This is a genomic window from Bacteroidota bacterium (genome assembly GCA_016195025.1).
Taxonomy (GTDB): Bacteria; Bacteroidota; Bacteroidia; order Palsa-948; family Palsa-948; genus Palsa-948.
In genome coordinates this window covers 38336-62080 of the sequence record JACQAL010000015.1, presented here as the reverse complement: position 1 = coordinate 62080, position 23745 = coordinate 38336, and the positions used below count along the sequence as shown (strand labels likewise).

Sequence of the window (23745 nt, the reverse complement as noted above, 5' to 3'; positions counted from 1 at the left end):
CAGGCGCTGATTACTGAGTGCGGGTTTGCTATTGTATTACCACCTTCTCCGTAAAAACCTTCAAACAAACTCTCCCTCTTTCCCTCTCTTTCAAAAAGAGAGGGATGTCCGAAGGACAGGGTGAGTTACTGAATTACCACCTTCTCCGTAAAAACCTTCAAACAAACTCTCCCTCTTTCCCTCTCTTTACAAAGAGAGGGATGTCAGAAGGACAGGGTGAGTTACTGTATCACCACTTTTTCAGTATAAATCTTGCTCGCGCTCTGCACCTTCACAAAATAAATTCCTTTGGGCTGGGAAGATAAATCAATTGATGATTGATTACTGCTGATTGCCGATTTATAAATTTCCTGCACCATGTCATTGTAAATGGTAATGCTTGCAGTGAGTGAAGCCGAACGATCTTTTGCGCCTTGCGCTTGCGCAGCATCTTGCAGCAATTGCACAGTAAAGAAGCCATGGTTGGGATTTGGTGAAATTAATACTGCCGGAATGATTGATGTTTTTTTGAATTCCTCTGACATTGTATAGGGAGGAAGCGTGCTGTTGTTATTGTTATTTTGGTTTTGATTAACGCGTTGATAAGCGGATGGGTCAAAAACGTAAATATCAGGATTAACTCCGCAATTATTGGGGTCAATGCTTATGTGGAAATGAGAACCATACTCAACATATGTGTTCATTACCGTGACTCCTCTTTGCCCGCCAAAAATCCGCACATCGCCATGATAAGTTGCATAGCCACCTCCGCTGCAAGTTTCAGTAAGTTGTTTTTCAAGCAAGCCGTTAACAAAAACAAATTTATCTGTGTTTACAACATAGGGGAGGGGCTGCGAGCCGGAGCCCGGGTCACAATCATCTCCCGGGAGGGGATAAATTCCATGCACCAATTGCCCGGGCATTCCATTCAGCAAATAATATAAATTATGAAATAGCATATAGTCAAGACCATTGTAGTTGCCCCTGAAACCACAATCTCCATTTATCTGTGCCTCATTTCCAGGAGTAGGGGCAACTGAAAAACGCAAACTACTTCCCCATCCATTAGGAGCAATATCTTTTGTACTCTGCACGCAGAAAAAATTTCCTGAGTTTGGTGGCACTTCTACAGTTTCAAAATGAGAATACGGACCATCCCATGGCGCATTATCTAAAATGGTTTGTATATCGCATAAAGAAATAGCAGGGTCTTCACTTATATCGTAGTTATGCAAAAACCGGTGTAATGCTCCGTAAAATAAATCGAAACCGTAATGATTGGAAGCCCAATCGCATGGTTCTCCCCCTTCTGCAAGAAAATAATGAGCATCATAATCTCCTTGTCGCTTTATACCTGCTTTGGTTTGATTTGGAGTACTTGCGTTGAAATCATTCCAGCAATCGCAAATAGACGCCAAGCCAAGCGCAATATGGTCATTCTGATTGTTCCGTACAGTACAACCCAAAGTTTGTGCCGATTGCCACAATGGCTCAAACACTCCTTCGCTCCCACCTCCTTCATAATTTTTTCCCAAGTAAATAAAATTACCTGCATGGGCAAAACCATGTGAGTATGCTCGCAAATCTCCCCCTTGAGCATTGCCAGTATAATTATTATCGGGGTCATAGATCGTCCATGTATTTTTCTGGGGATCATTAAAAGCGGCTACATAAGTTAATATTCTATCCATTTCATCAAGCGCTCTCTGATGTAAATTATCGCTTATAAGATTACCATTGTTATCATGAAAAGTCATGGAAACATTTGGAACACATTTGCTGATAAGCGAAAAGCCAATGAATAGTTCTTCTATCATATCCTGACTCGCAGGATTTTGTGCTAAAACAGAAAGCGAAGTATTTTTATCTACATAAGCTGGCTCGCCACTGCCGTTTAGCCATGTTGTGCTTATGGGATTAACGCCTATGGGTTTATTCAATTCATTAATATGCTGCTGAACAAAAAGAGGGCTTACATCGTCTTCAATTAAAAATCCATTAAGGTTAGCAACCGGGTCATAGGGTTTTTTATAAGCAACCTCTGCAAGAATATCAATCCGTTCTATTGCTTTGAGTGCATAATATAATTCCTGTTTTGTCAATTCATTGGTTAAATCAGAGGGAGAAGTTTGCCCGTTATCGGCAAGCAGTTTATATTCGGTGGCAAGCACTCCCAGATACCAGCCCATGTAGCGCGGGGTTTCTGACCATTGCATAGAAGATATGCCATAAATATTTCTTATTGTTGCCGGCAAACTTTCTCCCGAACCATCACCCATCACCATAAAATAATTTTTCAAGCGATAACGGTAATGCCAGTATTTCTGAAGATTCATTTGATTGCCTTGCGCATAAAGAAAAACATCTGAAAGAAAAATACAACTCAGAAAAATTGCTGTTGTTATTTTTTTTATTTTCATTGTTGTTCTTTTTAATTAAAATGCATAGCCGAAACTTATTCCGGGAAATAAAAGAAAATAAATAGTAATTAGCGTATCTGAATCTATAAGATATAATACCGGTGTCCATCCTGCTCGGAAAATAAATTTTCCATTAGGTTTCTGATATCTATACATTAGATTTGCTGTTGGGCCAGTATAAGCTAAATCTAGAGAAGCACTTTTAAATAAGGTAGTTGTTATTCCTCCGCCAAACTCAAAATGATTCTTTTTATGTTTGTTATTTACTTTGTTGATGAGTATAGGAAAAAATAAATTCTTATTATAATTATAGGCAAATCCAACTCTCAGCGTAATAAATCCATTATTTGTTTCTTTAATTTTTCTTTCATAATTAAGAGAATATACTCCGTAACCTGCATTTCCCAAACCTTCAGCATATACTATATTATTTTTATAATATAAACTATCCTGCGCAAAAAAAGTTTTTGCGGTAAATAAAAAAAGAAGTATAAATAAAATTCTTCTCATCACTTATTTTCCTTTCTCCAGTTTTACAATTCTTTCTTCCATTGCTTTATTCTGCTTTTGCAATTCTATTGTGTATAAACTAAGTTCTTCTATTTTCTTTAAAAGCACGAGGGAAAAATCTCCCACACTCATGCCATTCTTTTCAAATTCCTTTGCGCTGGGCACATCGGGCAGGTGCTTGAACTTATCCTTATATTTTTCCACTTCTTCGAGCGGCATGAGCGGGTATTCTTTTTCAAAAACATAATCGGGCGCAACGTCAAGCACCTTGGTAAAAAGATGGTCACAAATAACATTGCCGCTTCCATCGATAAATAATTTTACAGTTCCTCCAAGTTCATAGATACCAAAAGTGCCTTTGTATTGCAACTGGGATTCTGTTTTGCTATTGCTTGTTACTGCCAATAATCTAGTGTAAGAACTACCGCTGCTTGAACTTATATCAATAAACTGGTCACCGGAGCCATAGATATGTAAGGGGGCTTGCGGAGCGCTTGTTCCAATTCCTACATTCCCACTATTCGTATTGTAAATGTCTTTTCCATTCGCAGCAGTCACCCATTCGCCTGCAAAAGATTTTCCGTTCTTTAAATAATTTGCGGCATTAATTGTACCGCTTGCTTCCACGCTTCCATCATTAAGCACTGAAAAATAAGGCGAGCCCACCTGCGCATTCTCCGCAGTAAAAATCTGGTGCTTGGCATCCTGCGCCACGGGAATGGGGCACACCACATTCATGCAGCCCTGCGGGTTTGTAATGCCTATTCCTACACTACCAGAAAAAAGAGCATTACCGCCTCTTACATCTAATTTCGCAAGAGGTGTAGTAGTTCCTATTCCCACATTGCCTGAAAAAAGCCCGCTGCCTTTTACGTCCAGTTCCGCCTGCGGTGTGCCATGCCCGATTCCCACAAAGCCATTTGACTGGATTACGAGTTTCTCGTCTATCTTATGAGGGTCAGATAAATCGGCTTTACTTATATATAGTGTTCCGTTAATGGGAGCAATGTCATACGCGGTAATTACCGGAGGAGCGCTTCCAATGGTGGTTTTATCTTCCAGCCGCATTCCGTTATGCGTGCCCGCAAAACAACTGGGCGGGCAGGGTGGAGGATTGGGAATTACATGTTCGGTATAAACATGCAGTTCACGAACCGGATTATTTGTTCCGATTCCTACATGACCGGAATTGGTATTGTAAACATCTGTTCCGTTTGATGCAGTTATCCATTCGCCTGCAAACGGCTGGCCGTTCTTTAAATAGTTTGCGGCATCAATCGTTCCTGAAAATTTTCCATTGCCTGTCACATCTAATTTCTCTTGCGGATTATCCTTTCCGATTCCCACATTTCCCACGCTGTTAAAATTAAGAATTGTGTTGAAGGGAGCAGGTCCCAAACTCGTTATGGGTGGCGTGCCTGGTATGCTTTGAATATAAAGATTGGGGTCAGGATTGCTGAACTGGCTTAAATCCGTAAAAAGCATATTGTAAAAACCGGAAGACGAGCCGCTGCCATAAATGTTAAGTGAATTTCCCAACTGAATTTTACTTCCCACTTTCACGCTGTCAAACTGCGTTTGACCTGCCACGTGAAGGCAGTTTGCGTTCACGCAGTTGGCGGTAACATTGCCCGAAAATTTTCCGTTGCCCTGCACCGTAAGTTTTTCAGTGGGAGAAGTAGTGCCAATGCCTACTCTCTTTGCCGAATCGCCCTGCAATACCAAATCCACATTGCTGCTTGTAGTGGAAACTTCGGCATAATTATTTGCTGTTGCTTTTGTAAGCAGCAGCGAATGATTCACTGCCACGCGGCTGAGCGCGTGAAGCGTGTCAATGGTGAGTTGCGAAGTTACAATGCTGCCTGCCGTAAGAGTGCCTGAAGAAATGTTTCCGCTGGCGGAAATATTTCCCGCAACATTCAGTTGCCCGTTATCTACACGCACGCTGTTTCCCACTGAAACACTGTCGGCATTGAGAGAAATTTTCTGCCCTCCCGAAGAAAGCGCCATGGCATAAGGCGTGCGGATGCTGTCGGTAATAATAGGTTGAATCTGGTTGCTGCCGTTTGAGAAGCGGAAACTTCCTATGGAAACGGCATTGGCAACTCCTAAGTTTTTTACAAACACATTTCCGTTGAATGATATGCTGCCATCGGGATTGCTGCTCCACTGCGAAGAATGAATATTGCTGATTGCTGATTGAAGATTGGAAATGTGAGAGGTGTTCGTATCGGCTTCATTTTGCAGCGAAGAAATATTCGTGGAAGAAATAGTTCCGCCCGTTGTTAAATTATTGCTTGCAAAATTTATTATTCCAGATGAAGAAGTGATGCTGCTGTTTGCAGGAGTGCCGTTTACCGAAATGTTTCCAACTGAAAACTGTCCGCTGGCTACTGACAACGAACCATTGACCGCTGCATTGCCGCTCACATTCAAACTGCCAGCAGAAAAATTTCCTGTTACCACTGCCGTTGCAAAGTTCGCATTCTGCGCTTTCATGCTCAGCGAATTTATTAAACCGTTTACATCGAGCGGGGCTGCGGGCGAGGCGGTGTTGATTCCCACATTTCTCATAGTGTATACTATGTTGTTTCCGCTGGCAACCCAGGTGCCCTGCGCAATAATATTCTGCGCTGCGCTCAGAATGGTAATTGCAATTACGGAGGAGAGGAAAAGTTTTTTCATGAGAATATTTTTAGTTAGAAGAAAGCAATCGCGCAATGTTACGCAGTTGGAAAAAAAAGGTTTCGTAAAAGCGCAGATATTTTTTGCAAGCCAAAACCCCCGTTGAGCATAGCATCCTCGCTGCCTTCTTTTCTTTTTATTCTGAAACAAATCAGGTTTGCGAACGGAGGGATAAGGAACAGAGGACAGGGGACGGGTGAATTTCCCTTGCCACTTGCCCCATGTCCCTTGTCCCATTTTCGGATTCCCCACTACCGATGGTATATCATTTATTAAAGCCCCCTTTAATGCTTTATTGAAAAGAGAATTTAATATTCGCGAATGATGAATTCGCACCAATTGCTCACCGCAAAAGAACGCGCAGAGTATTACGAAGAAAAACTCCGCAACTTAATCCGTACAAGTTCTAAAAGCCAAAAAGAAATTGCTGAAGACGCAGGCATCACCGAAGTTACTCTCTGTAATTTCAAGAATGAGCGTTCCAAACTTCTTTTCCCGAATTTTATTTCTGTAATTCCCGCAGCGGGAGGTAACTTGGAAAACTTTTTTTTCATCAGTGAAGAAGAAGCCCAAAAAATAATAAACAAAAGACCAAAAGTGCTCGAAAACGGAATCGCAACCCCCAAACCAATCCTTCAAAAATAAACTCCCAACTCCCAACCCCCAACTTTAAAACTTTTCACCATGAACGACCACCAAGAAAACTTCCGCACCATGTGCCTCACCACACAACAAATATGCATCAACCATCAAACCGACTGGCAATCAAACACCGTCTTCACAAATAATTTCAACGCCTTCGGAGTCCTCATCGGCAACCTCAATACCGCCCGCCAGCAGCAGGAACAAAAATCAACAGGCACAACAAAAGATAAAAACACAAAACGCAAAACACTCGTAGACATAGCAATCACGCACATCTCCGCCATCAAATCCTATGCAGCCGATAACAACAACAACCAACTCTACGAACTCGTCAACTACACAAAATCAGCCCTCCTCCACGCACGCGACACACTCCTTATAGACAAAACAACCATAGTCAGAGATGCAGCAAACAACAACCTCGCAAACCTCGCCAACTACGGCATCACTTCAGCCACCATCGCAGCCCTCACACAGGCAATCTCCGATTTCAACGCCATCATATCTGCACCCCGCACCGCGCGCACCGAAACAAAAACCGCAACCTCCGACATCGAAACCATCATCGAACAACTCCACACACAACTAAAACGAAAACTCGATAACAACATCGAAACCTTCAAAACCTCTCACCACGATTTCTACACCGCCTACCACAACGCACGCAAAATAATTGACACCGCAGGAAAAACAGGCGTCAAAGGCACCGTAACCGACAAACTCACCACCGCAGCCCTCGGAGGCGCGCTCGTCTCACTCAAAGGCGTCCTCGCAAGCGGCTTCCGCGCTCGCACCACTGCCCCGCCAGACGATACACGCACCACACGCACCAATCGCTCCGGTCATTACTCCTTCAAACGGATTCCCGAAGGCAACTACCAACTCGAAATAACAAAAGCCGGTTACAAAACCAACACCACGCAGGTCTCCGTCAGAACCAGCAGCATGACAGATGCCGATATCCAAATGGAAAAACCATAAACCAAATGTATAGTATTCGTATTATTATTTGTATCATTCGTTTCATTAGTATCAATTAGTATATTAGCATTATAAACCATCATCCAATCAGTGTAAATCAGCGTAATCAGTGGCAAAACCATCATTCCACAACATAAATCCTCAATCTAAAATCCTTAATCCTTAATCCTTAATCTTAAATCCTGATTTCCTCAACTATCAACCATCAACTAACAACTATCAAATATCATTTCACACGACAAATCCTTAATCTAAAATCCTAAATCCTTAATTCCTTCACATGAAACTGCCACACCGTCATCACAAACTATAATCTAACAACATCAACCTGCCATTAACCATTCCTAATCTCCAATCCCTTCACCCGAAACTATAATCTAACAACATCAACCTGCCATTAACCATTAACCATTAACCATTAACCATTAACCATTCCCAACCTTCCATTATTCCAACCTTCCAACTTTCCGCCTGATTTCGCTTTTCGGTGATTTCGTATGTTTGCTGGTGATTAATAACGAATGCCAATGAATATTATAATGGATGAAAGTAGATTTGTTATATCCTGAACTAAGTTATAAAATTGTTGGCTGCGCTTTTGAAACCTTTAACGAAATTGGCGGAGGCCATAGGGAAAAAGTATTTCAAAAAGCATTTGGTATTTCTTTGAAGAATGCATCGTTAGAGATAAAAGAGCAACTTTTGTTTCCTGTAAAATTTAAGAAGAGTATTGTAGGAAAAAACTATTTTGATTTCTTAATAAACAATCAAATAGTTGTAGAGATTAAAACTTCAGATAGATTTACAAAATCACACTTTGAGCAATTGCAAAACTACCTCGTTGTTTCCAATTTTAAATTAGGAATCTTAGTTTCTTTTGGCAGAAGCGAAGTGAAATTTAAAAGAGTGCTCAATATAGAATTACTGAATAAAGAAAAAGCGGAATCACCCGAACACAATAATTTGTAATATTCGTAATCATTCGTTATTAGTAACCTCCATGAAACCCGACAAACAGATTTTTCAGTTCATCAAAGAAGAACGCGCGCGCCAACTGCGCGGGCTCGAACTCATCGCTTCCGAAAATTTTGCGAGCGAGCAAACCATGCGTGCCATGGGCTCTGTCCTCACAAATAAATATGCCGAAGGGCTTCCGCATAAAAGATATTATGGCGGCTGCGAAGTGGTGGATAAAGTAGAAGACCTCGCTATTGAAAGAATAAAAACATTGTTCAATGCCCAGTGGGCGAATGTTCAGCCGCACTCGGGCGCGCAGGCAAATGCCTCGGTCATGCTCGGTGTGCTCAAGCCCGGAGATAAAATTCTCGGCTTCAATCTTTCTCACGGAGGGCATCTCACGCACGGCTCGCCTGTAAACTTTTCCGGCAAATTATATGTGCCGTGTTTCTACAGCGTGAACAAAGAAACCGGCAGAGTGGATTATGACGAAGTGGAGAAAAAAGCGCAACTGGAAAAACCTAAACTGATTATCTGCGGTGCATCGGCTTACTCGCGCGATTGGGATTATGCGCGCCTGCGGAAAATTGCCAACTCTGTAAACGCTTTGCTCATGGCAGACATTGCGCATCCTGCCGGATTGATTGCGCGCGGATTATTGAGCGACCCGCTTCCGCATTGCCACATCGTAACTTCAACCACTCATAAAACTTTGCGCGGTCCGCGCGGTGGAATTATTATGATGGGAAAAGATTTTCAGAACCCCTGGGGATTAACAACTCCCAAAGGAGAAATCAAAATGATGTCGGCAGTTTTGGACGGAGCAGTTTTTCCGGGAACTCAAGGTGGACCTTTGGAACATGTGATTGCCGCAAAAGCAGTTTCATTCGGAGAAGCGCTCGAAGAATCATTTCTGAAATACACAACGCAAGTGGTGAAGAACGCGCGCGCCATGGCAAAAGCGTTTTTAGATAGAGGTTACAATATCATTTCAGGCGGAACCGATAATCACTGTATGTTGATTGACCTTCGCAATAAAAACCTCACCGGAAAAAAAGCCGAAGACGCGCTCATCAAAGCCGACATCACGGTGAACAAAAACATGGTTCCCTTCGATGATAAATCACCCTTCGTTACTTCCGGCATGAGAATAGGAACGCCTGCCGTTACCACGCGCGGGCTCAGAGAAAAAGATATGGTGAAAATTGTTTCGCTGATTGACGAGGTGCTGATGAACACGGAGGATGAAATGAAAATCTCTTCCGTGAAAAAAGAAGTGAACAAGTGGATGAAGAAGTACCCGCTGTTCGCATGGTAGAAATGTGCGGATAACGAATCAACTGCGAATCTGTCCGATGGAATACGGCACCGCTCCGACAAGTCGGAGACGAGTTAACTTTGTTCGGACCGTTGCTGTTGGCTGTTTCTTGGGACTTGCGACTTGGGACTTGATGCTTGGGACTTTATCTCTTTTCGAAAACCTGACTAACTTTGCAGCATGAAATGGTTGTTCAGCGGAATGATTTTATTTTTTCTTTTCCTGTTTTCCTTCTCGTTTAAATTTTCAGGCATTGATTGCGCTATCACCAACGAGGCATTTTCCTCAGGCGAAGAACTCGTGTACGAAACATCCTACAACTGGGGTTTCATCTGGCTCAATGCGGGTGAGGTTACTTTTAAGACGGAGCCATCGGAGTGCAACGGAATTCCCTGCTACAAGTTGAGCGGAATAGGAGGAACTTTTCCTTCGTACGACTGGATTTATCACGTGCACGACCGGTTTGAAGCATGGGTGGATACTTCTTCGCTCAAGCCCTTCCGCTATATCCGCGATGTGCAGGAGGGCGGGCGTTTTTTTTACAACGAATGTTTTTTCAATTTCAGTAAACTCAAAGCATACTGCGTTACCAAAGAGAAAAAAAAATCTCCGCGCCTCGATACGGTGGCTATTTCTCCCTGCGCATTCGACCCGCTTACCATGATTTATTATTCGCGCAGTGTGGATTTTTCAAAATGCAAAGTGAACGATACGGTGGGCATCACGCTCTTTCTCGATAACAAGGTTTACAATCTTTACCTGCGCTATCTGGGAAAAGATAAATTGAAAATGGATGATAAGACCGTTTTCAATTGCATAAAGTTCAGCCCGAAATTGGTGGAAGGAACTATTTTCAAAGGCGGAGAAGGCATGACCGTGTGGGCGACTGATGATAAAAATAAAATTCCGCTCTATGTGGAAGCGCCTATTCTTGTCGGCAGCGTGAAAGCAAAAATCATCAGTTGGAAAGGATTGAAAAACAAATTGGATTCTAAAGTCCAGTAGAAGAATTTTCAGGACGCTCTCCGCTTCACTTCCAAACTTGCTTTGAGCATATCCATCAGGTTTTTGTCTTTGTCTTTTGTGTAAGAAGCGGGGAAGAGATAATTATTAAATATAATTTTGCATTTTGCAGTTAAAATCAATTTTGTACTTTTGTCCGAAAATTTACGGGCTCTGTATTTTGCCGGAGATAAATTTTTGAAACATTAACTTCTTCGTATACTACTTTTACGAAGACAACACTAAACCATTATGAATGTAATGATATGTTTTGAAGTAAGCGAGAAGCAGGAGGAAGTGAGAAAGGAACTTTCTTCAAAGGGATATATGTCGAGTTGGAGAGCGACAAGAGGACGCGACATTATTACATATAATCTTCCTTCTACCATGCTCTGGAAAAAAAGCAAGAACATGAGTCCCGCTGCAGCCAAAGAAGATCTTAAAAAAGCAGCCAGCCAATTAGGAGTTAAAATAATCAGGGCAGTTGCAATGGTGGTGGGAAAATGGGAGGCAATGACCGGGGCAAGGCATGAATCGGGCGTGTCGGTTTCTGCACAGATGGAAGCGCAGGAAACTTCCAACGGGTAATTTTTTTCAATGAAGAAAAAAGTAATTCCAAATTTTACTCAACTATTTTTTTGTTTCGCGCGTATACATAATTAATTTATATATTTGTCAGGTTATAATTTCCAAATGAATAAATCCGAGTTCGAAGTATGATGCTTGATATTTACGACTTCTACGATAAGATGGAGCGCAACCATATTCTGCTGTCCTTTAAAGGGGACATTACTTCTGAATTGCTTACGTCCATTCTTCAAATCATGGAATCAAAATTGGATAACCTGCAAGAAGAACCCAAAGTGAAGAAAAAAGTATACAATGTGCTGGTTGAATGCCTTCAGAATCTTTATCACCACATGGACGAAGTAGATGTAAATACCGACCGCACCCGTTCCGCCATATTCATGATTGGAAAACTGGACAACCAATACACCATCATTACAGGAAATTATATTCGCATGGAAAATGTTTCCGGGCTGGATAACCGCCTTCAGGAAATAAATGCACTGAACCCCGACCAGTTAAAAGAATATTACAAAAAAGTTTTGGCAAACGGAGAAATGTCAGCAAAAGGAGGAGGCGGATTAGGAATGATAGACATTGCACGAAAGACCGGACAGAAACTCAATTACAACTTCATGCCCATTGACGAGAAGTATTCATTTTTCAGTTTAAATATAAAAATATAAAATCCTCATATAACTCTCATATAACTATGGAAAAGATAAACATTGAATCAACCCCGAAGACCCCGGCAATCAATTTTGATTTTGAAAAGGGTTTTTTGGAAATTAAGGGAAGAAGCATTCCTGAAAACTCCATTGAGTTTTACAAACCCATTGTCGAGTCGCTCGAAAAATACGGCTCCAAACCGCAGAATGTAACTACTGTAAATATTCAACTGGAATATTTCAACACCAGTTCGTCTAAATGTATTCTTGATGTGTTTAAGAAACTCGAATCCATTCATAAAAACGGAAACCAATTAGTCATTAACTGGTATTACGAGCAGGACGATGAAGATATGCTTGAGGCAGGCGAGGATTACCAGGCAATCATCAATGTTCCGTTTAAAATGATTCAGATAGAAGAATAATTTTTCAGGTACTCAGTAAAAGCCCTTGTGATTTTTCATGAGGGCTTTTTTATTTTACAATTTTCCGATTTCAATCACTTCTAAATTTTTTATTTCTGCTTTATCAATGGTGAAGCGCAAAAGCGTTTTCACTTTATGCGCACCGTAATTTCCTGCCGCGCCCGGGTTCATGTAAAGCATGTTGTGTTTTTTATCAAACATCACTTTGCAAATATGCGAGTGCCCGCAGATGAAAAGTTTAGGAGGATTTATTTCTAAAATATTTCTTATGTCAGGAAAATAATTGTTTGGCTTCCCTCCAATATGAGTAATCCATACATCCACACTTTCACACTTAAACCGCTGGTGAAGCGGAAATTCTTTTCGAACATCCATGCCGTCAATGTTTCCGTAAACGGCAATCACTGGTTTTATTTTTTTTAATTCATCTGTAACTTTCACCGTTCCTATATCTCCCGCATGCCAGATTTGGTCGCACGCTTCTGCGTACTTGAAAATTTTTTCATCAAGAAAATTATGCGTGTCGGAAAGAAGAAGAATTCTTGTCAAGCTGAATTAAATAAATTCTAATTGTGATTTTTTCACCCATCCCACTTTATCCGAAGAAAGTTCCACGCGAATCCAATCACCGTTTGTTTCGGAAAAAGAAACTTTTGCGCCTTCATGCAGGATAAAAAGTTTTGTGCCGCTTTCAGCAGGAGCGTTTTTAATTTCCGCGGAAGAAGAAAGTATCACAGCGGAATCATGCATAACAATATCGTGGTGGCGTCCGCGTGCAATGGTGAAAGTTAAAACAAAGAGAACAAAAAAAGTTAAGCTCAGCCAGAAACCAAATTGCTTGTTAATGGATTTTCCGGAAATAATAAATATTCCGAGAAAGAAAAGGAATAGCACAAAACAACCAATGCTTCTCATACTCCAGGATTTTTCCGAATGTGAACTTTTGAGCGAATCCCACCAGTCATCGAGAAAAAGTTTTGGTGCAGGTTCAATTTTATCTACCGTTCGCTGGTTGGCAAGTTTTAAATTGAATGCAATGTCTTCATCCTGCGGAGAAAGTTTTTTCGCTTTCTCGTAATTTAAAATTGATTTTCCGAGATTATCGAGTTTATAATATGCATTGCCGAGATTGAAATATATTTCCGGAGATTCATATCCCATCGAAATTATTTTTTCGTATTGCTCAGCCGCTTTCTGAAAATTTCCTTTTGAGTAAGCCATGCCTGCGCTGTCCAAAATAATTTTCGGTTCGGAAGCAAACATTTTAGCAGCAAAGAAAAAAAGAAACAATATTTTTAAAAAATATTTCATGAGATGGAATCTTCAATTTTATTTATACTATTTTCTGCGCGGTTGTACACTTCTTGTAAATTTCCTGATTGCAATCCCGGAGCATAACGCGCAAATTCGCATTCATCCATAAGTTTCACTAATTCGTTAATAGTTTCTTCCGAAATATTTTTTTTCTTTAATACTTCAATAACTTTTTCTTTTGATTGCTCGGAAGTGGAAATGTTCATCTTGTTGCCAACATAATTATAAAGTGCGGAAAGAACATTCACAAAGAAATTTTCTTTGTCATTGTTCTTCATGGATTTTTCAGCAAGCGCCAATTGTTTTTTTGCGATTCCGCTTGCTCTGCGTTTTCTGACCAGCACCGCATCGCTGTTTCTGCGAATATGTTCCCTGCGTAAAAATAAAAATGCAAGGAAGAGCAGGGGTGGAACAGTAAATCCCGCTATGAAACCCGGTGAACCGAAAAAAAATTCTTCTTTTTTTATCAGGTTGATGTTTCCTGTTTTGATGTACCGAATATCGCTTCCGATCATTTTCACATCTTCTTTCGCCACGCTTGAAATCATTGGTGTGTTATTCGCAGAACCTCCTGCGCCTTTCTCAACCGTAATCGTAAATTCTTTTGCAGGAAGCGCTATGTAATTTTTTTTCTCTGCGTCAAAGTAAGTAAAGCTGTTCGGCTGGATTTTATAAATGCCTTCGTGCCGGGGAATTATTAAATACTCGAATGTTTTGTTTCCGTTAACACCGTTCTGCGTAACAGAAATATTTTCATTTGTCTTCGGGTCATACGTTTCAAATTCATCGGGGAAATTCATTTTAGGTGCGTCAATCAGTTTCAGATTTCCTTTTCCTGAAATAGTAATCTTCAGATTAATTCCTTCGTTTGCTTTCACTTTGTCTTTATCGAGCGTTGCGTTCATAGAAAAATTTCCAACCGCTCCGGGAAAATCTGCGGGCTTGTTTGCTTCGGGAAGCGGCATTACATCAATCGTTACGGCATTGCTTTTTACAGTATATAAAACATCTTTGTAGGCATCAAATCCTCCACCGAAGAAAGGATCGTGTCCGAAAAATTGTTCGAACGGATCATTTCGCTTTCCGGTTTTCTCACGCACCACGCATTGAATTTCTATCGGCTCGATTTCAATTTTTCCGCTTCGCTGTGCAAACAGAAATGCTTTTTTAATTTCCACCACGCTGTAATTCACTCCGTCCACATTTTCCTGCGTAACTTCATACTGCGCGCTGCGCGGAACTTCCTGCGCCCAGAAACCATTGTACGAAGGAAACTTCACATCCTGAAATCCTTTCAGGTTCATGCGTGTGTAAACTTTATGCGTGATGGTGATTTGCTCTCCTGCATACACTTTTGTTTTGCTCACAAAAGTTTTTGAGAAAAGATTTTCTGTACTTGCCTGCGCGGAAGTTTGATTTTGATTTCCTCCCTGCTGCGTTTGTGTTTGTTGCTGCGCGCTTCCTTTCACTGCTTCAATGGAAAGAGTGTTTGACTGAAGTGTATTTCCGCCTGCTGTAATAGAGGCCGCGCCAATTGTAAATGTTCCTTCTTTTTTCGCAGCGAGATAATAGGAAAGCGTAATGGATTGGGAAATGCTTCCGTTGATAATCTGCATGCTCGTGGATTGATTCGGTCCGGAATAAACAGTGAAGTCATTGAACGAAGGCGGAACAAAATTTTTTCCGCTTGCATTCACGGTGAAATCAACCTGGAAAGTTTCTCCCACTGTCACTTTTGTTTTGCTCGCAGTCGCAGTAAATTTTTGTGCATTCACAATACAACTTGCAAGAAGCGCAATTAAAAAGAAAAAATATTTTTTAACTTTTCTCATTTCGTATTTTTCGTACAAATTCGTTTTTCGTAGATTTTACCAATCTTTTTCTATTTGTGAACTTGCCACTTTCACTCGTTTCTCATTCATTTTATCCCGCAATTTTTTTTCATCGTTGTTCATTGCTTCGAGCAAACGCTGCGCATCTTCTTTTGAAATATTTTGTTGCTGTTCCTGCTGCTGCTTTTCTTTCTGTTTATCTTTTTTCTGGTCTTTATTCTTATTCTGATTTTTATTCTTGTCACTGTCGCTGTTATCTTGGTTTTGGTCTTGATTGTTTTTCTTTTCGTCATCTTTTATTTTCGCAAGTAGTCCCCTCAGTTTTGTATCTGAAGGATATTTTTGAATTGCTTCCTGTAATCTTTGTTTTGCTTCGTTTTTTTTGCCATGAATAAATAATTGTGCAGATGAATGAAAATAATCATCAACAGTTTGAGCAAACATTATTTTGCAAGAGAAGAATGCTGTTAATAAAAAAAATCTTTTCATATTAATAATGAACATCTGTAACATCTTTTATTCGTTTTATGTATGCTTGATAGGCATTTACCGTTTGGTCTTTTTTAAGTCCTTCCATCATGAGATTATGCGCTTCTTTATATTTTCTTTCATCTACCAATTTGTCTGCTTGCTCTTTTAATTTCTTTGCATATGCTGAGGGTTCAATTTTTTTCGGATTATCTTTTTGTTCCTGTTCCTGTTGTTGTTTGTACATTTTTTGCGCGAATGCTAAATTATATCTTGTGTCTTCATCGGCATCATTTTTCTTCAGCGCATTTTTATAGGCATTAATGCTTTTCTCAAATTCTTTTTGTTTCAGATAAGCGTTGCCGAGGTTGTGATAAACTTTGGCCAGCGTATCGTTGCTGGTTTTTGTTTGCGTAAGTCCTTCAAATTGTTCAGCCGCTTCTTTATATTTTCCCTGCTTGAAATAAGAATCCCCCAAATTAAATGCGCCTCTGTAGGAATTGTTTTTTTTGCCGAGCGCATTCAGATAATTTTTTTCCGCATCGTTGAATTTATTTTCCTTGTACTTTTTATTTCCTTCGCGCACAAGTTTTGATTCGTCATCCTGGCAATAGCAGTAGGCAGCAGGCAGTTGGCAGTAGGCGATAAACAGCCAAATGGCGAATAATCGGGCAGAAGAATTTAATTTTATTTTCATTTTTCTTTTCATTTTTCTTTATCTCCCTTTAGGGTTGGGGCAAACATTTTTTGCCACCATTTACTTTTTCTTTCCGTGAGAATGGATTCTATTAGAAGGAAGAAAAGTGTAGCGGCAATAAAAATCTGGAAGCGGTCTTCGTAATCGGTATAAACTTTTGCATCGAAAGTTTTCTTTTCCATTTTATTTATTCGCTGCTGAAGCGCAAGCAAACCAATTTCTCCCTGTGTGGCGCGCACATACAATCCGTTTCCTGCCGAAGCAATTTCTTCCAGCGCCTGCTCATTTAATTTTGTCACCACCGTATTTCCTTCCTTATCTTTTTTAAATCCTGCCTGCACTCCGTTTCTGTATATAGGAATTGGAACTCCTTCGGGCGAACCAATTCCGATTGTGTGAACGATGGTTCCTTTTTCTGAAGCCGCTTTTGCTGCTGCAATGGCATCGTCATCGTGCGATTCTCCATCGGAAATAATTATGATGGCTTTATTTTTTCCTTCTTCGGTTCCGAAAGATTTTTCCGCGAGTTCAATCGCTGAACTGATAACTGTTCCCTGCACCGGAACTAAATCGGTGCTGATGTTATCCAAAAATAATTTTGCCGCAGCGTAATCGGTCGTAATAGGAAGCTGCACGTATGCTTCTCCTGCGAAAACAATTATTCCGATTCTGTCATTGTTCAGTTTGTCTATGAGTTTTTCGATTGACTGCACTGCTTTTGCCAGACGGTTCGGTTTGAAATCTTCCGCCTTCATGCTGTTGGAAACATCGAGGCAAATTACAATATCGGAACCTTCGCGTTTTATTTCTTCGAGTTTGGAACCAATTTGCGGATTCACTAAACCGAAGATTAAAAATGTTACTGCGACAAGAAATAAAATAAATCTTAGCATTGGTTTTTGTTCGGAAACCATCGGCATGAGTTGAGAAATAATTTCCATGTCGCCTAACTTCGTCAGCGCTTTTCTTCTCCATAATCTGTTCAGCACACAGAGAAGAATCAGAACGGGAATTATTCCGAGTCCGTATAAAAAATCTATGTTATCCAGGCGATACATTTATGGCAAACTTTTTAATAATGTATTTTTCACTATGAAATTTACGAGAAGCAAAATTCCTGCCGTGAGCGCGAAAGGAAAAAATTCTTCCTTCCTTCGTGTATGTTTTCTTTCTTCCACAATTGTTTTTTCCAGTTTGTCAATTTCTTTATAGATAGAAGCAAGTTTACTTTCGTTCGTAGCGCGAAAATATTTTCCTCCGGTTTCTTCCGAAATTCCTTTCAGCATGTTTTCATCCAAATCAACCGGAACATAATCGTAAACATATTGCCCGTTCGGATACATGGCTACAGGCGCGAGCGCTTTTCCAATCGTTCCGACTCCAATCGTGTAAACGCGAATGCCAAATGCTTTCGCAATATCCGCAGCGGTTTGCGGAGAAACCGCGCCCATGTTATTCACGCCATCGGTGAGAAGAATTATTACTTTGCTTTTTGCTTTGCTGTCTTTAATTCTGCTCACGGAAGTTGCGAGCCCCATTCCGATTGCGGTTCCGTCTGCAACCATTCCGGTGTGAATATCGCCCATGAGATTTTTTATAATCGCGTGGTCGGTGGTGAGCGGGCATTGCGTGAAACTTTCTCCGCTGAAAATTACTAAACCGATTCTGTCACTCGGGCGCGCGTCAATAAAATCTATGGCAACGGATTTTGCTGCTTCGAGGCGATTCGGTTTGAAATCTTTTGCGAGCATGCTCGCGGAAATATCCATTGCAAGAACAATATCGATTCCTTCCGTGGTAATATTTTTCCAGCTTGTTTTTGATTGCGGGCGCGCGAGAACAATAATAAGTAAAGCGATTGCAATCATTTTAAAAGCGAATAAAACATGCCGCAGATATTCTTTGTACGAAATTCCAACTCCGGCAAGATTTTCCGCAGAAGAAATTTTTATTGAACCGAAATTATCCCTGTATATATATAGAAAGATGAGCATCGGAACTAAAACCAATAACCACAACAGAAATGGCTGAGCGAATGATATGTTTGAAAAAAAGTTCACGCGTTTGTAGTTTCTTGTTTCTGATTATTTGTTTCCGGCTGTTGACTGCTGTTGACTGCCGCTGCCACTTCTGTTTTTGTTGCATTCACAAATTCAAAAGCATTTATTATGCTTTGCTCATTCTCATTCGGAAGCGGCTGTTCTTTGGCAAACTTCACGAGGTCAGAAAGAAAAAGAATTTGTCTGAGTTTCATTTTTAATTCTTCACTTACATCAGCAGTTCGGAACGAATACATGATTTCATCCGTTACTTGCTCCATTGCGTGGATGTAAAACCGATGTTCAATATACTGGCGAAGAATATCCGAGAGTTCCGAATGATATTCTTTGAGTTTTCCCTGCTGCCAGAGTTTTTCTTCGCGGAGTTTTTCCAATCGCTCAAGCGCGGTGATGTGCGGAGGAATTTTCGGAACAATAATTTCGGGAAGAGGTTTTTTCTTTCGCTTCTTTAAATAATATCTTATGAGTAAAATAATTCCTGCGAGAACTGCAAGCGCGCCAATTCCCCAATACACGTAGGGCAAATATTCTTTCCAGGAAAATGGAACTTCGATTGGCGGCTTGATGTCTTTGATGTTTTTCGTGGTGTCCACCGGAACGGTGTTTACTGTGAGAAGCAATGCTTCAGTGACGATTGGTTTGCTTGAATCTCCGTTGAGAAAAAATTTGAAAGGCGGAATTGCATAGTAGCCGGAATCGAATGACGAGATAATAAAAGTTTGCTGTTGTGCGAATCGACCCAAATCATTTGAATCCGGAATAAATTTTTCAATCTTAGATTGACGGACAACTTCAATTTGCTTGATGATTGTATCTCCGATTTTCGGAAAATCAATTTTCACATCTCCTTTGTCGGTTTGATAATCAATCCGCAGTTTTAATTTTGCTTGTTTACCTATGAGAATTGCATTTGTATCTAATGAAGCAGTAACTGTTATGTTCTGAGAAAAAGAAAAAGTGGCAATAAGCAAGCAGCAGATTGCAGAAAATAAAATTGCAATTGCTTTTAATTTTTGACTTTTGACTTTTGACTTTTGAATTATCATCTCTTGCTTTCTCTTTTCTTAAACAAATTCATCAACGGTTTTATGTACGACTCAGAAGTGCCGATAGAAGTTGAATCAATTCCGCTGCGAGTAAAAATTTCTTTCAATCGCGCGTCACGCTTTGAAGAAGTTTTTGAATATTGCTGTCGAATTTTTTGATTGGATGTATCCACCCATTTTAATTTTCCGGTCTCCGCATCTTTGATTCGGATTAAGCCAACATCGGGAAGTTCTGCTTCGCGTTTGTCATTAATCCGAAGCGCAACTATATCGTGCTTTTTACTTGCAATCTTTAGCGAATCGCATCCACGTTTTTGTTCGCTCAAAAATTTTTCGTCTATGAAATCTGAAATTAAAAACACAATCGCTCTTTTCTTAATTGCGTTTGTAAGATAGCGCAGCGCTAAATCAATATCAGTTCCGGAAGATTTGGGAGTGAAATCAAGCAACTCGCGGATGATTCTCAGGATATGTGTCTTTCCTTTTTTCGGAGGAATAAATTTTTCAATCTTGTCTGAAAAAAATATTACTCCGGTCTTGTCGTTGTTTTGTATAGCTGAAAATGCAAGCACCGCGCAGATTTCTGTGAGCAAATCTTTTTTCATTTGCTTTTGTGTTCCGAAATTTTCAGAAGCACTCACATCCACCAACAACATCACAGTTAATTCTCTTTCTTCTTCAAAAACTTTTATGAACGGATGATTGAAGCGCGCAGTTACGTTCCAGTCAATCGCGCGAATGTCATCACCTGGCTGGTATTCCCTCACTTCGCTAAAAGCCATTCCTTGTCCTTTGAAAGCACTATGATATTCTCCGGAAAAAATATGGCTTGAAAGACCGCGTGTCTTTATTTCAATCTTGCGAACCTTCTTTAATAATTCCTGTGTTTCCATTTTAAAATTCTGTGGTGCGGATAACGAATCTTTTACGAATCTTCGAATAGCAGCCAACATTTTTCATTCGCAGATTCGAAGCATATTCGCGATTCGCACAATTAAGGGACTTCAATCGCATTTAGAATTTCACTCACAATATTTTCGCTGGTGATATTTTCCGCTTCGGCTTCATACGTTAAACCGATGCGATGACGAAGCACATCGTGGCAAACTGCGCGAACGTCTTCGGGAATCACATAACCTCTTCGTTTGATGAACGCATACGATTTGGAAGCAAGCGCAAGATTTATGCTCGCGCGCGGAGATGCTCCGTAACTGATGAGCGAAGAAAATTTATTGAGTTTATATTCCGCAGGATTTCTCGTGGCAAAAACAATATCCACAATATATTTTTCAATCTTCTCGTCCATATAAACTTCGCGGACAATTTTTCTTGCACTCAGAATATCCGCAGGTTTTAAAATTCTTGCCGGTGCAGGATAATTTTCCCCTATGTTCATTCGAATTATTTTTTTCTCTTCCTCTTTATTCGGATAACCAATCACCACTTTCAGCATGAAGCGGTCAACCTGCGCTTCGGGAAGCGGATACGTTCCTTCCTGTTCGATTGGATTTTGTGTTGCGAGAACAAGAAATGGTTGCGGAAGTTCATAGGTGGAATCGCCAATGGTAACTTGTCTTTCCTGCATTGCTTCAAGCAGCGCGCTCTGAACTTTTGCCGGAGCGCGATTGATTTCATCTGCCAAAATAAAATTTGCGAAGATGGGACCTCTGCGAACGGTGAACTCTTCTTTCTTCTGGTTGTAAATTAAAGTTCCGATTAAATCTGCCGGAAGCAAATCGGGCGTGAACTGAATGCGGCTGAAGTCCGCGTGAATGCAGGCAGCAAGAGATTTGATGGCGAGTGTTTTTGCCAGCCCGGGAACACCTTCGAGCAAAATGTGCCCGTTGGAAAGGAGTCCGATGAGCAAGCGGTCAACCATGTATTTTTGTCCTACAATCACCTTGTCCATTTCAAGATTGATGAGGTCAATGAATGCGCTTTCGCGCTGAATGCGTTCGTTGAGTTCTTTAATGTCGGTCATAGTTTTTACTTTTGTTTACTGCAAATGTAACACCGCCATGAAATTGTAAATGACTTTAGTTTGTTAAAAAATGTTAAGAGCGCCCGACAGAATTATTTTGATGTGTTAAAATTGATTTGCATATCTTCGTGCAGAAGAAAAAATATGAAGAAACTTTCCCTCTTCTTTTTAATTTTTAGTTTTTTTAATTCTGCGGAAAGCCAGGTTTCTATTGGTCCGCTGGTGGGTTTGAATTTTTCAACTGTGAAGGGTGGCGTGAATGACCAGAATAATAAGTTTAAACTTGGTTATTATGCGGGCGGATTTATGAAATTTGAATTCAGCGATGTAGTTTCTTTTCAACCCGAAATGCTTTTTTCACAACGAGGATACAAACAGAAAAGTTCCACTAACAGTTCATCGGTTTCGGCAGATTCCAATATCACGCATTCATTTTCGTATCTTGACTTTCCTTTTCTTTTAAATGCCGCAATTGGCGAGAGAGGAATTTTGCAAATTGGCCCGCAGATTGGCTATATCATTAATGCGAAGGAAAGAGGAAGCATTACTTCTTCTTCGAACAGTTCTACACAAATACAAAACGTTGACACGAGCAATATTTATGGATTCAGCACTACGGAATATTCGCTCGTTGCCGGAGGTACTTACCGGTTTAAGTTTCCTTTAACGGTATCGCTGCGGGCTGTTTACGGCATTACGAAATTATATGACGGAGAAAATTCTTCGCACAATCTTTCGTTTCAGTTTTTTGTCGGGTATGTTTTTGGAAACAACAGCGGAGGCGGAGGAAATGGAATTATTTATAAGCGATTATAATGTTTTCATACATTCGCAAAATAAAAATTGCCAGCGTGAAAAAAGTATTTCTCCCGATAATTATTTTTTGCTCTTTGTTTGAAGTTTCTTTTGCCCAACTGGAAGCAGGAATTAAAGCAGGCGGAAATTTTTCCAATATTACCACTTCCGGCTCAACCACTAATCATTTCATTCCGGGATATCATGGAGGGTTAATGGCAAGATATCATTTGAATAAATATATTTCCCTGCAAACAGAAGCGCTTTATTCTACTAAAGGTTTTAAATACGACTATAAGTTTGAATCTTCTGCAAGTTTTTTCTTTTTTACTTATACGGCAACTTCGGAAGGCAGCGGGCAATATAATTTTTCTTACATAGATGTTCCTCTTATTGCGAACGGGCATTTTGGAGGAGGAGGAAATTCGTATGTAGGGCTCGGGCCGCAGTTATCTTTTCTTGTTTCATCCAATCATACCGGAGAAAATACAGTTACCGCTCCCAATCAATACGGGCAGCAAACCACCACTACAACTACGGTGAGTGAAACACCTGCAATCAATTCAATTGACTTTGGCGCTGTAATCAGCGTTGGAACAAAAATAGGAGGAGAAGTTGATTGCTCGCTCAGGGCAGCGTATGGATTTTCTGATGCTTCGGACTCCAATAAAAATAGTAACACTTCTGGCAGTAATCATAATCTTGTTTTTTCTCTTTCGGCAGCGTATATGTTTGGATTAAGTAAAACATCAAGCCCTAAACTAAGTCGCTAAAAAAATACAGATGAAAAAAATTTTTTGTTGTTTAGTCGTTTCCTGCTTTGTTGGAAGAAGCATGGCGCAGTTCCAGGCGGGAATTATTTTAGGACCGCAAATCCCCGTGGGAGGTTTTTCCAATGCATTTCATGTTGGAGTTGGATTTGGAATTACCGGAAAATATTTTTTGAAAGATAACATGGCTGCTGGAATAAACCTTCATTATAATTCTTTTGGAGGAGACAGTTACCGCGGATATTATTATTACAGCGACTATCACAGCCACCTGGGCATGACTGCTTTCACCGGTTTGTTTGAATATTATTTTTCGAATGATAAACTGAAACCGTATGCCGGCAGTGATTTAGGGCTTTATTTCTGGAGATATAAATATGATTATTACTGGACAAATAATGGTGGCAATATTGTTCCTGTTTCCGGAATTTCTCATGGAACCGAACTCGGAATTGCTCCCATGGCTGGCGCTTCGTACGAAGTGTCTGATAAATTTATTCTGAATGGAAATTTGAAATTCAATCTGATGCTTACAGAATCAAATTTGAATTATATCGGATTTAACTTCGGAGCGTTCTACAAGTTTGACAAGTAATTTTTTTTTCGTTTGACTTCTTTCCTTATT

General features: G+C 40.3%; 24 protein-coding genes. 11 read left to right on the top strand and 13 right to left on the bottom strand.

The window, feature by feature from the left end; all coding sequences use genetic code 11:
- Positions 1–221: 221 nt before the first annotated feature.
- The 3 genes from HY063_02410 to HY063_02400 are packed head-to-tail and all read right to left on the bottom strand — an operon-like array spanning position 222 to position 5594.
- A complete protein-coding gene (locus HY063_02410) occupies positions 222–2399 on the bottom strand; it encodes a T9SS type A sorting domain-containing protein (protein MBI3500620.1) in 2178 nt (725 codons plus the stop codon).
- 15 nt (positions 2400–2414) lie between these two features.
- Complete coding sequence (locus tag HY063_02405) at positions 2415–2909, bottom strand: hypothetical protein (protein MBI3500619.1); 495 nt, start codon at positions 2907–2909, stop codon at positions 2415–2417.
- Between the two features lie 3 nt (positions 2910–2912).
- Positions 2913–5594: a hypothetical protein gene (locus HY063_02400; protein MBI3500618.1), complete on the bottom strand. Its 2682-nt coding sequence runs from the start codon at positions 5592–5594 to the stop codon at positions 2913–2915.
- Positions 5595–5915: 321 nt separating this feature from the next.
- On the opposite strand from HY063_02400, the gene HY063_02395 reads away from it, so the two are divergent.
- The 8 genes from HY063_02395 (at position 5916) to HY063_02360 (ending at position 12157) form a co-directional block, all read left to right on the top strand.
- Positions 5916–6239, top strand: coding sequence for a hypothetical protein (locus tag HY063_02395; protein MBI3500617.1), 324 nt, complete (start codon positions 5916–5918; stop codon positions 6237–6239).
- A 39-nt stretch (positions 6240–6278) separates the two neighbouring features.
- Complete coding sequence (locus HY063_02390; GenBank protein ID MBI3500616.1) at positions 6279–7220, top strand: carboxypeptidase regulatory-like domain-containing protein; 942 nt, start codon at positions 6279–6281, stop codon at positions 7218–7220.
- Positions 7221–7763: 543 nt separating this feature from the next.
- Entirely contained in the window at positions 7764–8189 is a 426-nt protein-coding gene (locus tag HY063_02385) for a GxxExxY protein (GenBank protein MBI3500615.1), read from the top strand.
- A 31-nt stretch (positions 8190–8220) separates the two neighbouring features.
- A complete protein-coding gene (locus HY063_02380) occupies positions 8221–9495 on the top strand; it encodes a serine hydroxymethyltransferase (protein ID MBI3500614.1) in 1275 nt (424 codons plus the stop codon).
- Between the two features lie 180 nt (positions 9496–9675).
- Positions 9676–10500 carry a DUF3108 domain-containing protein gene (locus tag HY063_02375; GenBank protein MBI3500613.1) on the top strand — a complete coding sequence of 275 codons (825 nt, stop codon included), beginning with the start codon at positions 9676–9678 and terminating at the stop codon, positions 10498–10500.
- A gap of 249 nt (positions 10501–10749) precedes the next feature.
- On the top strand, positions 10750–11085 hold the full coding sequence (locus HY063_02370; GenBank protein ID MBI3500612.1) for a hypothetical protein: 336 nt from the start codon (positions 10750–10752) through the stop codon (positions 11083–11085).
- A 128-nt stretch (positions 11086–11213) separates the two neighbouring features.
- Positions 11214–11750 carry a hypothetical protein gene (locus tag HY063_02365; protein MBI3500611.1) on the top strand — a complete coding sequence of 179 codons (537 nt, stop codon included), beginning with the start codon at positions 11214–11216 and terminating at the stop codon, positions 11748–11750.
- A gap of 26 nt (positions 11751–11776) precedes the next feature.
- Positions 11777–12157 carry a DUF1987 domain-containing protein gene (locus HY063_02360; protein ID MBI3500610.1) on the top strand — a complete coding sequence of 127 codons (381 nt, stop codon included), beginning with the start codon at positions 11777–11779 and terminating at the stop codon, positions 12155–12157.
- A gap of 54 nt (positions 12158–12211) precedes the next feature.
- Here the strand turns inward: HY063_02360 and HY063_02355 are convergent, their stop codons facing one another.
- The 10 genes from HY063_02355 to HY063_02310 form a co-directional block, all read right to left on the bottom strand.
- A complete protein-coding gene (locus HY063_02355; protein ID MBI3500609.1) occupies positions 12212–12706 on the bottom strand; it encodes a metallophosphoesterase family protein in 495 nt (164 codons plus the stop codon).
- Between the two features lie 6 nt (positions 12707–12712).
- Positions 12713–13468, bottom strand: coding sequence for a tetratricopeptide repeat protein (locus HY063_02350; protein MBI3500608.1), 756 nt, complete (start codon positions 13466–13468; stop codon positions 12713–12715).
- Complete coding sequence (locus HY063_02345; GenBank protein MBI3500607.1) at positions 13465–15303, bottom strand: protein BatD; 1839 nt, start codon at positions 15301–15303, stop codon at positions 13465–13467. Before HY063_02345 ends, HY063_02350 begins: the two co-directional genes overlap by 4 nt.
- Before the next feature lie 36 nt (positions 15304–15339).
- Complete coding sequence (locus tag HY063_02340; GenBank protein MBI3500606.1) at positions 15340–15747, bottom strand: hypothetical protein; 408 nt, start codon at positions 15745–15747, stop codon at positions 15340–15342.
- Positions 15748–15793: 46 nt separating this feature from the next.
- Complete coding sequence (locus HY063_02335) at positions 15794–16468, bottom strand: tetratricopeptide repeat protein (protein MBI3500605.1); 675 nt, start codon at positions 16466–16468, stop codon at positions 15794–15796.
- A gap of 8 nt (positions 16469–16476) precedes the next feature.
- The gene (locus HY063_02330) at positions 16477–17526 is read right to left on the bottom strand and encodes a VWA domain-containing protein (protein ID MBI3500604.1); all 1050 of its coding nucleotides are present in this window, start codon (positions 17524–17526) and stop codon (positions 16477–16479) included.
- Entirely contained in the window at positions 17527–18510 is a 984-nt protein-coding gene (locus tag HY063_02325) for a VWA domain-containing protein (GenBank protein MBI3500603.1), read from the bottom strand. It lies immediately after the preceding gene.
- A gap of 14 nt (positions 18511–18524) precedes the next feature.
- Positions 18525–19574 (bottom strand): hypothetical protein, encoded by a 1050-nt coding sequence (locus HY063_02320; protein MBI3500602.1) that lies wholly within the window; start codon positions 19572–19574, stop codon positions 18525–18527.
- Positions 19571–20467 carry a DUF58 domain-containing protein gene (locus HY063_02315; GenBank protein ID MBI3500601.1) on the bottom strand — a complete coding sequence of 299 codons (897 nt, stop codon included), beginning with the start codon at positions 20465–20467 and terminating at the stop codon, positions 19571–19573. Before HY063_02315 ends, HY063_02320 begins: the two co-directional genes overlap by 4 nt.
- 101 nt (positions 20468–20568) lie before the next feature.
- Positions 20569–21555, bottom strand: a complete 987-nt coding sequence (locus HY063_02310; protein ID MBI3500600.1) for a MoxR family ATPase — start codon at positions 21553–21555, stop codon at positions 20569–20571.
- 144 nt (positions 21556–21699) lie between these two features.
- On the opposite strand from HY063_02310, the gene HY063_02305 reads away from it, so the two are divergent.
- The 3 genes from HY063_02305 to HY063_02295 are packed head-to-tail and all read left to right on the top strand — an operon-like array spanning position 21700 to position 23715.
- The gene (locus tag HY063_02305) at positions 21700–22371 is read left to right on the top strand and encodes a PorT family protein (GenBank protein ID MBI3500599.1); all 672 of its coding nucleotides are present in this window, start codon (positions 21700–21702) and stop codon (positions 22369–22371) included.
- Between the two features lie 35 nt (positions 22372–22406).
- Positions 22407–23123: a PorT family protein gene (locus HY063_02300; protein ID MBI3500598.1), complete on the top strand. Its 717-nt coding sequence runs from the start codon at positions 22407–22409 to the stop codon at positions 23121–23123.
- Between the two features lie 10 nt (positions 23124–23133).
- Positions 23134–23715: a hypothetical protein gene (locus tag HY063_02295; GenBank protein MBI3500597.1), complete on the top strand. Its 582-nt coding sequence runs from the start codon at positions 23134–23136 to the stop codon at positions 23713–23715.
- Positions 23716–23745: the final 30 nt, after the last annotated feature.

Excerpts from the sequence above, each read along its gene's own strand:
- HY063_02375 (MBI3500613.1), top strand. The coding sequence starts at position 9,676 with ATGAAATGGTTGTTCAGCGGAATGATTTTATTTTTTCTTTTCCTGTTT.
- HY063_02310 (MBI3500600.1), bottom strand. The coding sequence starts at position 21,555 with ATGACCGACATTAAAGAACTCAACGAACGCATTCAGCGCGAAAGCGCA.
- HY063_02410 (MBI3500620.1), bottom strand. The coding sequence starts at position 2,399 with ATGAAAATAAAAAAAATAACAACAGCAATTTTTCTGAGTTGTATTTTT.
- HY063_02370 (MBI3500612.1), top strand. The coding sequence starts at position 10,750 with ATGAATGTAATGATATGTTTTGAAGTAAGCGAGAAGCAGGAGGAAGTG.
- HY063_02400 (MBI3500618.1), bottom strand. The coding sequence starts at position 5,594 with ATGAAAAAACTTTTCCTCTCCTCCGTAATTGCAATTACCATTCTGAGC.
- HY063_02385 (MBI3500615.1), top strand. The coding sequence starts at position 7,764 with ATGAAAGTAGATTTGTTATATCCTGAACTAAGTTATAAAATTGTTGGC.
- HY063_02350 (MBI3500608.1), bottom strand. The coding sequence starts at position 13,468 with ATGAAATATTTTTTAAAAATATTGTTTCTTTTTTTCTTTGCTGCTAAA.
- HY063_02345 (MBI3500607.1), bottom strand. The coding sequence starts at position 15,303 with ATGAGAAAAGTTAAAAAATATTTTTTCTTTTTAATTGCGCTTCTTGCA.
- HY063_02405 (MBI3500619.1), bottom strand. The coding sequence starts at position 2,909 with ATGAGAAGAATTTTATTTATACTTCTTTTTTTATTTACCGCAAAAACT.
- HY063_02305 (MBI3500599.1), top strand. The coding sequence starts at position 21,700 with ATGAAGAAACTTTCCCTCTTCTTTTTAATTTTTAGTTTTTTTAATTCT.
- HY063_02360 (MBI3500610.1), top strand. The coding sequence starts at position 11,777 with ATGGAAAAGATAAACATTGAATCAACCCCGAAGACCCCGGCAATCAAT.
- HY063_02320 (MBI3500602.1), bottom strand. The coding sequence starts at position 19,574 with ATGATAATTCAAAAGTCAAAAGTCAAAAGTCAAAAATTAAAAGCAATT.
- HY063_02315 (MBI3500601.1), bottom strand. The coding sequence starts at position 20,467 with ATGGAAACACAGGAATTATTAAAGAAGGTTCGCAAGATTGAAATAAAG.
- HY063_02340 (MBI3500606.1), bottom strand. The coding sequence starts at position 15,747 with ATGTTTGCTCAAACTGTTGATGATTATTTTCATTCATCTGCACAATTA.
- HY063_02335 (MBI3500605.1), bottom strand. The coding sequence starts at position 16,468 with ATGAAAATAAAATTAAATTCTTCTGCCCGATTATTCGCCATTTGGCTG.
- HY063_02390 (MBI3500616.1), top strand. The coding sequence starts at position 6,279 with ATGAACGACCACCAAGAAAACTTCCGCACCATGTGCCTCACCACACAA.
- HY063_02380 (MBI3500614.1), top strand. The coding sequence starts at position 8,221 with ATGAAACCCGACAAACAGATTTTTCAGTTCATCAAAGAAGAACGCGCG.
- HY063_02330 (MBI3500604.1), bottom strand. The coding sequence starts at position 17,526 with ATGTATCGCCTGGATAACATAGATTTTTTATACGGACTCGGAATAATT.
- HY063_02365 (MBI3500611.1), top strand. The coding sequence starts at position 11,214 with ATGATGCTTGATATTTACGACTTCTACGATAAGATGGAGCGCAACCAT.
- HY063_02295 (MBI3500597.1), top strand. The coding sequence starts at position 23,134 with ATGAAAAAAATTTTTTGTTGTTTAGTCGTTTCCTGCTTTGTTGGAAGA.
- HY063_02395 (MBI3500617.1), top strand. The coding sequence starts at position 5,916 with ATGATGAATTCGCACCAATTGCTCACCGCAAAAGAACGCGCAGAGTAT.